12 protein-coding genes and 1 pseudogene are annotated in these 14372 nt (G+C 41.1%); 4 read left to right on the top strand and 9 right to left on the bottom strand.

The genetic code is table 11. The features are described 5' to 3' along the window. Positions 1-242: 242 nt before the first annotated feature. From AC5JL8_RS37015 to AC5JL8_RS37005, 3 genes are all read right to left on the bottom strand, one after another. Positions 243-794: a PM0630 family protein gene (locus tag AC5JL8_RS37015; RefSeq protein WP_495884669.1), complete on the bottom strand. Its 552-nt coding sequence runs from the start codon at positions 792-794 to the stop codon at positions 243-245. 102 nt (positions 795-896) lie between these two features. After that, complete coding sequence (locus tag AC5JL8_RS37010; protein WP_495884653.1) at positions 897-1487, bottom strand: YdcF family protein; 591 nt, start codon at positions 1485-1487, stop codon at positions 897-899. A gap of 94 nt (positions 1488-1581) precedes the next feature. Continuing rightward, positions 1582-2610, bottom strand: coding sequence for a VOC family protein (locus AC5JL8_RS37005; RefSeq protein WP_495884652.1), 1029 nt, complete (start codon positions 2608-2610; stop codon positions 1582-1584). 150 nt (positions 2611-2760) lie between these two features. On the opposite strand from AC5JL8_RS37005, the gene AC5JL8_RS37000 reads away from it, so the two are divergent. After that, positions 2761-4545, top strand: a complete 1785-nt coding sequence (locus AC5JL8_RS37000; protein WP_495884651.1) for a ShlB/FhaC/HecB family hemolysin secretion/activation protein — start codon at positions 2761-2763, stop codon at positions 4543-4545. 142 nt (positions 4546-4687) lie between these two features. Here the strand turns inward: AC5JL8_RS37000 and AC5JL8_RS36995 are convergent. Further along, positions 4688-5014, bottom strand: a pseudogene (locus tag AC5JL8_RS36995) (IS1634 family transposase); the annotation flags it as partial. Positions 5015-5850: 836 nt separating this feature from the next. On the opposite strand from AC5JL8_RS36995, the gene AC5JL8_RS36990 reads away from it, so the two are divergent. Further along, positions 5851-6636, top strand: a complete 786-nt coding sequence (locus AC5JL8_RS36990) for an MlaE family ABC transporter permease (RefSeq protein ID WP_495884650.1) — start codon at positions 5851-5853, stop codon at positions 6634-6636. A gap of 56 nt (positions 6637-6692) precedes the next feature. On the opposite strand, the gene AC5JL8_RS36985 is transcribed toward AC5JL8_RS36990, so the two are convergent. From AC5JL8_RS36985 to AC5JL8_RS36975, 3 genes are all read right to left on the bottom strand, one after another. After that, entirely contained in the window at positions 6693-7628 is a 936-nt protein-coding gene (locus AC5JL8_RS36985) for an alpha/beta fold hydrolase (RefSeq protein WP_495884649.1), read from the bottom strand. A gap of 19 nt (positions 7629-7647) precedes the next feature. Beyond that, complete coding sequence (locus AC5JL8_RS36980; RefSeq protein ID WP_495884648.1) at positions 7648-8148, bottom strand: DUF4112 domain-containing protein; 501 nt, start codon at positions 8146-8148, stop codon at positions 7648-7650. 101 nt (positions 8149-8249) lie between these two features. Further along, positions 8250-9152 (bottom strand): YihY/virulence factor BrkB family protein, encoded by a 903-nt coding sequence (locus AC5JL8_RS36975; RefSeq protein WP_495884647.1) that lies wholly within the window; start codon positions 9150-9152, stop codon positions 8250-8252. A gap of 367 nt (positions 9153-9519) precedes the next feature. On the opposite strand from AC5JL8_RS36975, the gene AC5JL8_RS36970 reads away from it, so the two are divergent. Beyond that, the gene (locus AC5JL8_RS36970) at positions 9520-10032 is read left to right on the top strand and encodes a hypothetical protein (protein ID WP_495884646.1); all 513 of its coding nucleotides are present in this window, start codon (positions 9520-9522) and stop codon (positions 10030-10032) included. A 29-nt stretch (positions 10033-10061) separates the two neighbouring features. Here AC5JL8_RS36970 and thrC read toward each other — a convergent pair whose 3' ends face one another. Continuing rightward, entirely contained in the window at positions 10062-11153 is a 1092-nt protein-coding gene (gene thrC, locus AC5JL8_RS36965; RefSeq protein ID WP_495884645.1) for a threonine synthase, read from the bottom strand. Between the two features lie 310 nt (positions 11154-11463). Between thrC and AC5JL8_RS36960 the strand changes: the two genes are divergently transcribed. Beyond that, complete coding sequence (locus AC5JL8_RS36960; RefSeq protein ID WP_495884644.1) at positions 11464-11655, top strand: hypothetical protein; 192 nt, start codon at positions 11464-11466, stop codon at positions 11653-11655. A 138-nt stretch (positions 11656-11793) separates the two neighbouring features. On the opposite strand, the gene AC5JL8_RS36955 is transcribed toward AC5JL8_RS36960, so the two are convergent. Continuing rightward, positions 11794-14154, bottom strand: coding sequence for a hypothetical protein (locus AC5JL8_RS36955; protein ID WP_495884643.1), 2361 nt, complete (start codon positions 14152-14154; stop codon positions 11794-11796). Positions 14155-14372 lie beyond the last annotated feature (218 nt).

The following is a 14372-nucleotide window of genomic DNA, read 5'->3' as shown; positions in this document are numbered from 1 at the left end:
CGATAGTTTAGGGGTAGCCCTACGCAAAAATAGCTCGATGCCAGGTTTGTTATTTCAAATACCCAGACTATGCCACTGTGATAGTCTGGGTGTTTTACTTATTGTGGATGTTTTTGGCAAATACAATACACATGTTTTGTCTAAGTGGTAGATGCTCAATTTCTTCTACCACTTTTTTGTGCTCAGTTTAGATTCTGGACAAGTCTATTGCATAAGGGTATAAGGGTAAATCATGTTTATTGCTAAATTCTGCCTTCTGTCTTTTGCTTTGCCAATGGGATAATTTCAAACTCAAAAGAACGAATCAAGCGTTCATCAATATAAACCTCTATTTTATGCTTGCCGGGTGGATCGCCTGGAGTAATAGTCCAAAAATTCTGAATTACACCATCAGCAATCGACTGTGTGCGCTTTGTGACTGCTTCCATACCGTTGGGAGATATTGACAAGTTTTCCCCACTATCTACACCCCAGGTTTCCGGACGTTTTGGCAATCGCAGGATTTCTCGCCATGTCACTTTGCCTTGGTAGTTTTTCAGTTGAATCTGCCATCCATATTTGCTTCCTTCCTGAAGTGGCACTCTTAAAGTAGGAATTAAGGTTACTTTGGCTTGGGGGTCTACTCTTACCACCCCAAACTCAGCTTGCTCAACAATAATCGGTTGAGTCTTGACCGACTGAGAAGATGCTCCAGCATTTGCTGCTAAAGGAGTAGCATTGATTGGTTCAGCAGCTATAATTCCCAAGACCAGCCAAGAAGAAGTTAGTACAACTGTAGCGGCGCAAATTCTCATCAACATAATTTTTGGTCAGTTATTTGGGTATTGTAGTTATTCAGCTACTCTGGCTTGGCTTCCGGGTTGAGGCGGGAGATTGTGGCTGGTTTGAAATTGCAGCTAAATTTTGAACACGAGGTAGACAAAGTAAAAATAAGTCTCCCGCGAGAGAAATTCCATCTGGCTGCGAAAACTGCGGTAACGAGTGGTAGGTGTGGGAGAGGGATATGCATCCATTCCTAAGCTACGTGCCATCAGTACAGAGCGTTTCATGTGCAATGGGTCGCTGACAATGAGAAACTTGGTTAATTGGTAATTAGATGCCACCGCAAGAGCATTTTTGAGATTCTGGGAAGTTGTTCGAGATTCAGTTTCGGTGAGAATATCAACTACTTTTACCTGTTTTGCCAAAGCATAGCGTTTGCCAACTATGGCTTCGGCAGGTTCATTGCGCTCGCCAACTCCGCCAGTAAAAATGATTTTACTAACATTGCCATTTTTATATAGGTTAATAGCGTGATTAATTCGTTCTCTAAAAACAGGAGATGGTTCTTCACCCCAAACTGCTGCTCCCAGAACAATGGCTGCATCTGCTTTGATATTATTACTGTTGCTGCCGTATGAATAAATACTTATGGCTGTAGATGCGATCGCTAGCAGCAAAGCAGACATCAAAGCCAGTAAAATTAGCACTCGTGGTCGTTTTCGCATATTGGGGTTTGGATATTAGGTATTGGTGATTAGGTATTGGGTATTAGGTAAATAACCCAGTCCCTAGTCCCCAGCCGCCAGTCCCCAGTTCCCATTAACCTTCGACCAAATTCCAGAAGTAACCATCGGGTGCAACGAAAGAGAAACTCATCTCGCCAAACTCATTGCTGAGGATATTTGTCAAGTTTTGTGCTGAACTTTCTCGGATGCGATCGCAATATGTCTTAATTCCTCGCACACGATAGGTATACAAAGACATTCCTAAGCTACCTGGTTGCGCTGCTTCAAACCGCGACTCTAAACTCATAGAATCTGGAAAGCGAACAATGTAAAGTCTGCCACTACGTGCAGCCATAAAGTCAGACACAGAAGAACGCGGATCATCAAAAGCTGTGACAATAAACTTTTCACCAGGATTGAGGTCAAAAATCTCTCGCCCTGCTAGTGAAGATTCATAGCTAGTTTCCACATCATCACGCACACGCAGCAAACCCAAAACATCTTCGTAAAATTTCAGAGTTTCCTTACTGTCATCCTGAACAATCAATCCTAAATGAGTAAACTGGCTAGTTTTAAAAGTAGCATTATCGTTAATTTGTCCATAATGTGGCAGTGTATAGCCAAATCTTTGAAATAGAACCTGCCGAGTTAAGGGTTGCAGTAACAACATTTCTCGCACCCCAATTGCTGAATCGATAAAAGGACGGCTTTTTCTATCTTTGTTATAGATAATTTCCCAATAAGGGTTTGTGTACCTAATATCCCAACCTGCGGCTTTTGCTTCCTCTGCATGATTTAAGATAGTTAATGTATCGGCAGTTAAAGTAGTTGCCCAACGGTTTCCCTTCAGTTTCATCAACTCGGTTCCTAACCCCTGATTTGTAGGGTTTTGCCAAACCATTAATCGAATCAAGCCATGATCTGAATTCTGATGATAAAGCCGAATCGAGCGTAAAGACGAATTCACTCCATATAATTGCTGGGCCACAGATGCAGATAATTCACCTAATTGACCAATACGGTAGCCAAATTGCTCCCAATATTGAATTGCAGAAATTGGCTCTGGGACGCCAATACAAACTTCATAAATACCTTCAATTGCAGTTTTTTGCCCCTGATCCATAACAATTTAGATTTTATATTGGGATTAAATATTCATTAGACAATTAAAATGAGCTTTAGGTACGACAGATGATTACACAAACTACTCTGCCAAAATTTTAGTTGACTTTCTACTAAGCCTTAATAGAAGATAAACGTGTCACAAATGGTCATGACTGATAAATACTTTCAGAAGCATGGAGTGTTCTGGTTACAGCTGAGTGTATTTGTGTTGCTCGGCAGCATGACTTTGAGGCCCGCGAAAGCACAGATTGTAAATACGGCACAAATCCCAGATGGCAAATTAATCTTGTCCCAACAACTACCGCCGCCGCAGGATGTGCTACCACCAGTGCCTTCTCCACATCCCTCACCTCAACCGCCACAGCCACTACCGCCACCAGAAGAACTATTTCCGTCTCCTAGCCCCAGCCCCACACCTGAGCAGCCAGTTCCTGAAAAGCTGCCAGAAACTATCGTTGTAGAAAAATTTGAAGTGGTTGGCAGTACGGTATTTAGCCCTGAAGAGTTAGCCCAAGCCACGGCAGAGTTCACCAAAAGACCTATTTCCCTGGCTGAGGTGTTTCAGGCTCGTTCTAGAATCACCGATTTATATGTCAAAAAAGGTTACATTACTTCTGGTGCCTATATTCCACCGCAAACAATCCAGTCTGGTGTGATCAAAATTCAGGTTGTGGAAGGCAGATTGGAAGAAATCCAGGTGACTGGTACTCAACGGCTAAATCCCAATTATGTACGTAGCCGTCTAGCGATCGCCACCGAAGCGCCTTTAAATCGAGAGCGTTTGCTAGAGGCGCTGCAACTGTTACAACTTAATCCTTTAATTAGAAATTTGTCTGCTGAACTGTCCGCAGGTTCTCGTCCAGGAGTTAGTGTATTACAAGTTGAGGTTAGGGAGGCAAATTCCTTTAGTACCCAAATAGTTCTAGATAATGGGCGATCGCCTAGTGTTGGCAGTTTCCGACGACGATTACAACTCAATCAAGCTAATTTACTAGGATTGGGAGATGCCTTTAATTTTGCTTACACTAATACCGATGGTAGCAATGCTCTTGATGCCAGCTACACATTACCTTTAAATCCTTATAATGGGGCACTTACTTTCAACTTTGGCACTACATCTAGTAATGTCATTGAACGTCCTTTTAATGTTTTAGATATTGAATCGTCTTCTCGCTACTACGAACTGACATTTCGTCAGCCAATAATCCAAACTCCCACGCAAGAATTTGCCTTGGGCTTGACTGCTTCTCGTCGTGAAAGTGAAGCTACTTATATTAAAGGAGACCGTTTACCTTTCCCCTCACTGGGAGCTGATGAACAAGGACGTACACGTATATCTGCATTGCGATTTTTTCAAGAATGGACTGCTCGTAACAGCCGCCAAGTTATTGCCTTGCGCTCTCAATTTAACCTAGGCATAGGTGCGTTGGATGCGACAATTAACGAAGATGCCCCCGATAGCCGCTTTTTTGCATGGCAAGGTCAAGCACAGTGGGCAAGACTTTTGGCTCCTGAAACCTTACTATTACTTCGTGTCAATACACAACTAGCATCTAGATCTCTTTTACCTTTAGAACAGTTGGGTTTAGGTGGTATCGACAGTATACGGGGATATCGCCAAGATTATCTGTTAACAGATAATGGCGCTTTTGCTTCCGCCGAAGTTCAAATACCAATTCTCCGCTTACCCCAAATAGATAGCATCTTGCAAGTCGCACCATTCTTTGACTTTGGCGTTGCTTGGAACAGTTCTGGTAGAGAAAACCCAGATCCTAACACCTTAGCATCCGTTGGTCTGGGACTGCGTTGGACACAGGGCGATCGCTTCACGGCTCGTCTTGACTGGGGTATTCCATTAGTCTCTGTTGAATCTAGGGGAAACACATGGCAAGAAAACGGGCTGTATTTTTCTGTAATTTACAACCCCTTTTAAAGTCTAAAACACCAATTTATCCCACATTACGCAGATTAATTCTGCTTTGAGCCGTATCTGCTGCAATATATTGACAATAATCCTGTAGTCTTAACTTTGAATGAAGTCAATCGAGTTTTTGAACCCACATTCCGCAGGTTAGTTAAGAAAGAAGATAATATTTTCGACAAGGAGCACCAAAAAACAGGAGAATCCATTGCCTTTCATGGGTTAAATTAGCAATTTGCTTTATTTGGGCGACAGTAACCAAATGAATGGACATAAAACATTGGAACACCCAACGTAAGGTTGGAGTAGAAGTTGGTTTACCCAACTGATTATCAATAGTTTTTTTGGCTCGTTCTAAGGCTTGACGTAAAGCTTTTTGACCCATACTATACACAAGCAGACACAAACCCATAACCATTGCTAGTGCAGCAACTCGCTCAGTAGAATTGAGGAATACACTGGAAGTAAAAAATAAAGGATCTCAGCATCCTTTCTTGCTTGGCTTTCAACGACGAACCAGCGCTGTTGTACACCTGCGTACTCACTACAACTTGGCGCAATCCGATACCCAGACCTTACACTTTGTTCTACTAGATTCATCTCATCACATATGCCTGCGACTATGCCTTACTTGGTCAATATCCTGTACCCTGATATCTAATGGTGATGCTGTCATGCTTCTTAAATGCAGCATTTAGGTCATTTTCAAAAATACAGCATTTACGAGCGCACCTGCGGAATCTGGGTTTAAATAGTTAAAATTGCTCTATTTTTCTGTCTTAATATTGCTGAAAAGAAGTGAGTAAAAGGATTTGACAACCAAACATTCAAGAAGAGATTGACAAAAGTTATAAAAGAATAAAGACGATTTATTAAAATTTCAATTTCAGTAAAACAACCTCTGAAGTAGAAAAATTTTAAGTATATCTGCTCATGCCGAATGTGAGCTAAAGCAATATTTTAGAACTTCATTGCTCAATCATTGCAGCTAATGGGACACGTTACCTGTTAGCAGTCTAAAACATATTTAACTTAATTATTTATTTGTGTAAGTAAATTTTATACTCACAACTACTATAGCAGTATTAATCTGCTCGGCTTTATCCTGATCGAGATTACAGCCTAGTACACAAATAATAATTACTGTGAGCAAGATTGTTCTAATAAATATGTCGCTAACTTGTTGCCGTTATAACCTGTTTAAAAACTACTTATATTTAGCAATAATTTAATGCAATTATTGTTACAAATAACTTAGTAATATTAGCAGACTTTTAATAAAGCAAGTTTTTCACAACCACATTCAGGGAATATGAGATGAGAGCAAAATTGCGAGCTAAAGAAAATTTACGATATTTGTGGATTGCCCGTTGTTTTGCCGCAATGTTACTCTTTGGCCAAATCTGGCTACATTTACTTCAAGGAAAAACTTATTGCCGCAAGATTCTAGAACATATGGTGACTGCTGGGCCCATTTCTCTGCTTCCAGTTCTGCTTGTGAATGGTTTTGCAGGTATGATTTTTACTATTCAAACAGCAAGAGAATTAATACAATTTGGTGCTGTAAATGCTGTGGGAGGCGCTTTTGCTTTAGCTTTTTGCAGAGAATTAGCTCCTATTTTAACGGCTAGTATTATTGCTGGGCAAGTAGGTTCTGCTTTTGCAGCAGAAATAGGTGCAATGCGAGTAACAGAACAAATTGATGCACTTTATATGCTCAAAACTGATCCGATTGACTATTTAGTACTTCCTAGAGTCATTGCTTGCTCTTTGATGACGCCATTTGTGACAATTTTGGCCTTAGTTACAGGTATCATTGGTGGAATTTTTGCTGGCTGGCAATTTTATCAAATTATTCCAGAAACATTTTTAGATTCAGTTAGAAGTTTTTTAGAACCGTCAGATTTGTGGATTATTTTACTCAAAGGGTTTATTTTTGGAGCTATAGTTGCTATCAATGGCTGTAGTTGGGGACTAACTACTAAAGGAGGAGCAAAGGAAGTAGGAGAATCAGCAACAACAGCAGTTGTTACTACTTGGGTGTTAATTTTTATGATGGATTTCTTTTTATCTTTAATGCTGTTTGAAAAGCCTAGCTTTTAAACTGATGGAAGTTAAAAAACTAGGCTATTGTATGGCTTATAGATAGACGTTAAAACTTACAAAAAGTTTGTTTCCTCTAGAAAATTAATAATAGCTGTATTCAGTTCTTCTGATGAACCAATAGCCGCATCATGATAGCAGTTAGGTAGAATTTGTAACTTAGCATTGGGCAAACATCTATATAATTTTTCCCCATGGCTAGCAGGAAACCAATTATCTTGCTCACCCCACAAAACAAGCGTAGGACAATGAATACCGCTAAGATTACTTTGAATTTTAGTCAGCATATTTGGTTTTTGAGTTTGCCAATGCTCAATTTCCCTTGCTGCTATTTGTAACTCCTCGGCTACTTTTACAAGAGTCCCAGGAATTTCAGTAAAGGGATAAGCTATCCAATAAATATCTTCTTGAGTTAACACTGATGGATTAAACAGTACTCTACGTCTTTCTATTGCCATAATTTCTCTAAATAGAGGTGCAAACAAATATGCCAGACGTAAGGAGTCAATTGTTTGGATTATTTCTAATGGCGTTTGAGCAAGTATCCACATTGCCCAATGGGGTAGAGTTTCAGCAAATATCGGCACATTAACTACTACTAACCGCCCGATTAAATCGGGATAGTCTTGAGCAAATGAAAGGGCAACTAATCCCCCCAACGATTCTGCCACAATTACAGGTGGTTCATCACATAGTTCTTGAATGATTCGTGCTAATTCGGTAATTTGATGACCGTTATCTTCTCGACGAGACACAGGTTTTTCTGAAAACCCATAGCCTTTAGCATCAAAACAAATTACCCGAAAATATTTTGATAGAGGAGCAATACTGCGACGCCAATTGTAGCTCCAGTTGCCCATACCATGTAATAAAATTAACGGCTTACCTGTACCTTTCTCACCATAAGCGATTTGTACAGGATATCCTTTAGTATCACTAATAATTAGACTTTGCCGCCCTTTTGGAAAAACAGTTTGCCACCAATCTTTCATTACTTTATTAATATCGAATTTACCCACCAGCTAAGGCTTGCCACAGCAACCTAATTAGTATCACAGGCAATGCAACTAAGACAATGGCAAGTATCAACAATCCAACCAAGAGAGCAAAGATAAACCATCTATCTGCACTTCTTTTTTGGCTAGGAAATTTTAAATACTCTTCTAATAGCTTGATGTTATGAGTGTTAGCTGTCCAAGCAAAATCAAAAAAGTCTCCCAGCACAGGAATAGAGCCTACTATGCCATCAATAATAATATTTGAGACCATTCTACCTAGAGTAGCTCTAGGTGCGCCGAGCCTAGCTGCTTCTAAAACAATGTAGCAAGAAAGCATGATTCCTAAAACATCACCACCAATAGGTATAAATCCTAAAATTGGATCTAGACCAACACCTACTTTTGTTCCAGGAATAGTAATCACATTATCTAGCAGTCGGCTAAACTGACGCAGCCGCTTCAATGTAGGAGCCTTAGCATCAGGTTCAATACTAGAAAACCGAGAATGAGACATGAGTGCGATCGCTTGTTTGAAGTTGAGTAGTTAAATATTTTACTGCTGTATAGCGATTTTCCCTAAATTAACTAACTCATATATATGTAGAGCTACATTCCCTAATTAATAATTTTTGACAATTTGTCACTTTTTTGTGGGCGCATATCTTCACCAACAGTTACATTTAATTGATCGCCCACGAGAAGCACAAAAGCACTCATCGAGAGCCATAGCATTAAAACTATCACAGTTCCCACAGCACCATAGATTTTATTATAGTTGCCAAAATTAGCTACATAAAGCCGAAACAGGGCAGATAAAATTGCCCAAAAAACAGCTGCTAAGATTGCTCCAGGCATCATTGGTGTGCCTGGATTCCATACACTGGGGCCATAGCGATAGACAAAACCAAAGGCAGTAGCAACAATACTTAAAGCTAAAGGCCAGCGTAATAGTTGCCAAATATGTAACAAAAAGACAAAATAACCATTTTCACGCACTACCATTGCTAATAATAAGTCACTGATAAATACTAAGAATGATGCCGATACTAAAAGCAATATAGTACCAATTGTTAATCCCAAAGAAACGAGTTTAGCTTTCCAAAAGGGGCGCATCTTTTCTGAGGGAATTTGATGGATTTGATCGAGAGCAGTCATAGCGGTACTCACTGCTCCAGAAGCAGCCCAAATTGCTACGATAAAGCTGAGAGAAAACCAACTACTATTACTGGAGTTAGCAATTTCTGTAGTAGCAAAATCACGAATCAGAACTAGCGCTTCTTCAGGTACGATTTGACTAAGTAGCTCCGCCAGTTGTTTAAAGGTATATTGCAAAGATTCTGCAAATAAGCCAATGGCTGTGAAGATGGCAATAATCGCTGGAAACAGCGATAGCATAGCATTAAAGGCAATCTCCGAAGCAAGTCCTAAAAGTCGTCTTTCGATTGTTCTAGTAACAGTTTTCTTTAGCGTGCGTGTGTTGAGGTGACGAAAAAAGCGGACAAAACGAGGCTGGTACATGATTTGAAGTTCTGACTGCTTGGTTGTCTCAACTAATTTGCCAAATTTGCTGTGTTCAGTACATCTATCTTTTTACTTCTTTTACCGAAAGATCGCGGGAAAGTCCATTCTCTTTAGGGATGAGATGAACCGACGCTCGCCGTCTGAGTCATTAGTTATTAAACATTAGCACTCATCACTTGAAATCTCACGCCTGTTTATGGAAAGGAGCGATTATCAGACAAGCGCTTGTAAGTGCTGTGGAATGAGTTACTGAAATAGTATTTGTGCAAGGTAAGAGGAGATGGGGAAGATAACTCTTGACTAATGGCTAACAACTGTTAATTAATAACTAGTTACTATTAACTAATCTAAAATCTAAAATTCTATGACTCAAGACTTAACACAACAATGGTTGACCGAAATTCAATCCCTGAAACAGCAGATGATAACACTCCAGCGCGATCGCGATGCTGCATGGGAAAGTGCAGAAAAATGGCGTAAGCTGTACAATACTGAAGCTGAACAACGTCGTACAGATACTCAGCTATCCCAACAGGCGATCGCATCTTTGAAAGCAGAATTACGCAAACTTCAAGGTTTTGGCATAGAGACGCTGACTGATACCACAGCAGCAACAGCTATTCAACAGCAAATAGAACAACTGCAATCTCTAGAAGAGTTTAAAACCAGACTAATTGCAGTCCTTAAAGAACGCGATCGCCTCCTACAAGCTTTGAAAACTGAGCAAGAAAATCACGCCCAAACCCGCAATAGCCTGACTACGGCTTTGGGTGATGCTATTGATAGTTGGGCACGCGATCGCGGTGATTCTGAACAGGTAACAAAGGAGACAAATGATGATTCAGATACGCAAGAACATAGGGAACTAGAGATTTAAGACTAATTCCCTTTGGAATTGTAAATTCTCTAAAGCCCCATCGCCTCGGCAACTGCTCCTATTTCTGCCGCGATACCTTGTTTAAATTGACTGTGATTGTGTTTAATGGCTGTATCTGGGTCTTTTAGACCATTGCCAGTCAGGACACAAACTACTGTTGCCCCTGTGGGAATTTGGTCTTTAACCTGTAACATCCCGGCTACGGAAGCAGCACTAGCAGGTTCACAAAAAATCCCTTCCGAAGATGCCAACAGTTGATAGGCATCAATAATTTCCGCATCAGTAACAGCATGGAAATTTCCCTGACTGGCTGATTTGACAGCGATCGCCTTATCCCAACTTGCTGGGTTACCAATGCGAATAGCTGTGGCTAAGGTTTCAGGATGCTCTACAGGCTTACCTATAACTAAGGGAGAAGCACCTGCTGCTTGAAAACCCATAACCCGCGGTAAGCGATCGCACTTGCCTGCTTGATGATATTGACAAAATCCCATCCAGTATGCTGTGATATTCCCGGCATTACCTACTGGAATGCACAGCCAGTCTGGGGCATTACCCAAGGTATCGACAATTTCAAACGCAGCTGTTTTCTGTCCTTCTAGACGGTAAGGATTGACCGAATTCACTAAAGTAATTGGATAGCTTTCTGCCATCTCACGCACAATTGTCAATGCGCGGTCAAAATTACCTTTAATGGCTAGTACTTCAGCACCGTAAAGCAACGCCTGTGCCAACTTACCCAGCGCCACATAGCCATCAGGAATCAGCACAAAAGCATTCATCCCTCCACGTCTAGCATAAGCGGCCGCTGCTGCTGAGGTGTTACCTGTACTAGCGCAAATGACTGCCTTGGCCCCAGCTTCCTTGGCCTTAGAAATAGCCATTGTCATTCCTCGGTCTTTGAAGCTTCCAGTGGGGTTAAGACCGTCGTATTTCACAAAAACACGTACTTGTCTGCCAATACGTTCTGCGATCGCCGGCGCTGGTATCAGGGGAGTATTACCTTCTAACAGAGTGACAACCGGTGTTTTTTCGCTGACAGGCAAGTATTCACGATAGGCTTCTATCAGTCCGGGCCAAGGTTGGCGATGAGATTTAACAGCAGACAGGCTCAAAGTCACGGGATTTATACAAGTTTTTAGTTAAAACAGACAATTACCAGTAGTACATATCTTCCACTACTAGATGCTCTGAACACAAGAAAATATATTTTTTTGTGATGCAGGCATTCACAAAACTCAGTGCTGAGTGTTGAGAAAAAGTACTGAGTGCTATTTTGGGAACACAGCCATCATAATTGCAGTCACTTATAACAAAACCTCAAACCTATTAGAGTAAATGATTAAAAGTCAAGATTCCTTTAACAAAGCTTAAAACTACCTTATCATAGTATCTCTAATGGTGTGAGTTAAGTTGTGGATCGAATTAACGATGTCTACTTGTTCATCTAGTGTTTCCGACCGCCAGTCCCAGGCTCATTGGGCAAGCCAGTTAAACAAGTCTTATTATCAAGACGATCAGCAAGCTAAATTTATGCACCTGCAAGCAGAGATAGATTCTTTACTGTTACAGTTGCAAAACCTCAAGCAGCAAAGGTTATCGACTGCTAGCCACGAGGAATAAATTAAACAGAAGGCTGAAGGAAGAAATGACCCCAGTTGCCAATGAATGGTGACTAAATTTAATAAAAACTTTTTTTCGTTTCTCCCTAATTACATGGGAAGAATTTACTAATATCTCACTTCATCCTTCTTGAGGCTGCTATTCAAAGCGCTGGTTCTTTTGTGACCAGCGCCTCAAGCTATAATTATCGGCATTTTGTACTAATAAAGCTAGGGATTGCCCATCATAAAGGTTGGCGATCGCTGTCAATGTTTGCTGAGTATTTCCCTGAAAATCACTATAAATCACTTTACCGCTATCAGACAAGATAAGAGTTCGGGGACGGGATAAGTTTTCTTCTTGCTCTTGATATTTATCTGCTGGATACTTCAACGATGCTATTGCTTGTGCTGAAATAGTCAGCACAGTTTCTGGTTGAGTATTATTTGTTAAATTAATAACTTGAACAGGCCAATACCCAAGCTTTTGCTGCATCTGCTGGAAGCTAGGCAAAGCACCATTTGGAATTTCACCAGATTGCTGTAAAGAGCGCCACACAGTTGGTAGCATTGCTTCTACTCTGAGTGGATCTTTTTGATATAGTTCTGCCAGAGTCAGCGCAGATGGTTCTACCCATTCGAGTGCTGAATTTGTCAAAGCTAAAGGTCGCGGCTGGAGAGCATTGTTTTGATTTTCAGGAAGTGTTTGCCCAGCAGCTAGTAAGCGCAAAACTCCGCCCTGCAATTGCACTGCTTTAATAATGGCGGTAGTTATCTGCTGTTCGCCGTTAGGTAACCAGACAACTATATCAATTGCTGGGTCAAAACTGATACCTAAAGTTTCTCTAAAAAATTTGGCAGGGGCAGTTTTAGGTACTTGCAAATTCCTAAAGGGACAATTCAGCCAGCGTTTGCCGTCCTCAAATGCACTCACTTCTATTTGATACCAAACTTCGTTATCTTTGAGTTTCAGGTCTGCTTTTGAAGACAGTTGCAGCCATTGAGTGCTTGTGATTTGAGTGATGGGTTGCACTGAACCAACAATCCGGCTAGGGTGACTAGAGGTGATTTGAGACTTTGCTAACTCATCACTGAGTCGTTCTAATAAATCATGAATAAATTTCAGGCTATCTGGGGTAATTTTTGTTTGTGCCTTCAACCAAGAATCAGCACGTTCTTCCCCTTGCTGAACTGCTAAAATCAAGGCTCTCCAAGCTTGCACTTCTAGTAGATTTGGGTTTACCTGCAACGCCGCTGCTGTACGATTCCTTAACCTACCTTGATCCGTTTTCAGTAAAGTAGCAATTTCTTGGATGTTCTGTGGTGATGCTTCAAACAACTGTAAAGCTTTCCCCCAGCGGCCATCAATCAAATCTGCTAGTACTTGTTGACTAGGGCTGGCCCAAATCTTATTAGCTTGAGTTTTGGTAAGTTGGGAGTGCAAGCGAATCACATCAATTTGTGCTTGTACCTCTGGAGGTAAAACTTTTTTTCGCTGTTTCTGAAACAATTGCAACTGCGTAAAGGCTGGTGTCCATAACCCACTACGGGCAGCTAACAAGGCATTTTTATAGACAGTATCTTTCAAAATTGGTGTTTTGAAAGAAATTTCTTCCAGTTGAATAGGATTGAGGAATAGCTTGATAGCTTTGACTTGGTAAACGCGTAAACGTGGTTCTAAACCTACTGTTTGATCTATGACCAACTCTTTTGTACGATCACCAGTGACTTGCTGCCACTTAGGTACTTGTCCGTTGGGACTTTTCCAGGACAACATCTGTTGTAGATTACTACGTTCTGGATTGTAGTAGACAATTTGCCCATAGGCGATCGCACCAGTTTCTTGTTGGCGCTGACCTCGTAAATCAAACCAAACTCCTGGAGATGGTGTCCCGCCCTCAAAGCGTTTCACTTCGTTTAAAGGTAGAGGAATGCTGGTTTCTGGATGTTCTAATTGAGCATCGTCAGCAGAAGCCAGCACAAAGGATTCTTCTGGCCCAGTTACAGGTAGTTGAGTCATTAAATGGTAGTATTTATCTTTTTGAGATTGCAACTCCAAATCCTTGGAACGCTGATAAATCCTCAGCTCCACAACTACTTGACAATCTGACTCGCAATTGGGGCGTTGCTGCAAGACTGGCAGTAAAAACGAGTTCTCCTGACCCTGATTTAAAGCTAGAGTTTCCCCAGCAATTCGTTTTTGTTTGCTGAGGCTAAGTTGAATTTGCTTGAGTGTTTGGGGTCGTTCGTAATTACCGAGAGAGATTTGTGCCCATTCTGGTAAAAAATTATTCAGCCATATGATTTGTTCTGGATTGAAGATGAATAGAATGCTGATCCAGGCAAAAGCAATAATCAAACCAGCACTACTCAATAAAACGGCGATCGCTAAAGTTGATATTAGCCAATTTCCAGGTTTAGAATTTTTGCGGGGTATTTTGGATATCCGTTTGATAGCACCTGCACGAGCTTGATTTTTTCGAGAGGGCTTTGGCCTCAGCTTTCGCAACCGATGTGCCATATTAATTTTCAGTCAATCCAGTGGATGAGTTTGGGCTTAGTATTTCATCCTTTATACTCGCGCTTTGAAATGTTGCCCAGAACTTTCCAAGCCAAAACTTACGCAAAATTATGAAAAACTCCATGCCTTTGCGGGTGGAGTTTTTGGGCATGGGTAATACCCGCATTTCTCCCAAGCTTGAGGGGAAGAAGGGGCAGAGGGGAAAGTACAGACGCGAT

The sequence above is a fragment of the Mojavia sp. genome (assembly GCF_059505145.1).
The sequence above is the reverse complement of the archived record's forward strand: the minus strand, read 5'-3'. Positions and strand labels throughout refer to the sequence as shown.

Excerpts from the sequence above, each read along its gene's own strand:
- AC5JL8_RS37015 (WP_495884669.1), bottom strand. The coding sequence starts at position 794 with ATGAGAATTTGCGCCGCTACAGTTGTACTAACTTCTTCTTGGCTGGTC.
- AC5JL8_RS37010 (WP_495884653.1), bottom strand. The coding sequence starts at position 1,487 with ATGCGAAAACGACCACGAGTGCTAATTTTACTGGCTTTGATGTCTGCT.
- AC5JL8_RS37005 (WP_495884652.1), bottom strand. The coding sequence starts at position 2,610 with ATGGATCAGGGGCAAAAAACTGCAATTGAAGGTATTTATGAAGTTTGT.
- AC5JL8_RS37000 (WP_495884651.1), top strand. The coding sequence starts at position 2,761 with ATGACTGATAAATACTTTCAGAAGCATGGAGTGTTCTGGTTACAGCTG.
- AC5JL8_RS36990 (WP_495884650.1), top strand. The coding sequence starts at position 5,851 with ATGAGAGCAAAATTGCGAGCTAAAGAAAATTTACGATATTTGTGGATT.
- AC5JL8_RS36985 (WP_495884649.1), bottom strand. The coding sequence starts at position 7,628 with ATGAAAGATTGGTGGCAAACTGTTTTTCCAAAAGGGCGGCAAAGTCTA.
- AC5JL8_RS36980 (WP_495884648.1), bottom strand. The coding sequence starts at position 8,148 with ATGTCTCATTCTCGGTTTTCTAGTATTGAACCTGATGCTAAGGCTCCT.
- AC5JL8_RS36975 (WP_495884647.1), bottom strand. The coding sequence starts at position 9,152 with ATGTACCAGCCTCGTTTTGTCCGCTTTTTTCGTCACCTCAACACACGC.
- AC5JL8_RS36970 (WP_495884646.1), top strand. The coding sequence starts at position 9,520 with ATGACTCAAGACTTAACACAACAATGGTTGACCGAAATTCAATCCCTG.
- AC5JL8_RS36960 (WP_495884644.1), top strand. The coding sequence starts at position 11,464 with ATGTCTACTTGTTCATCTAGTGTTTCCGACCGCCAGTCCCAGGCTCAT.
- AC5JL8_RS36955 (WP_495884643.1), bottom strand. The coding sequence starts at position 14,154 with ATGGCACATCGGTTGCGAAAGCTGAGGCCAAAGCCCTCTCGAAAAAAT.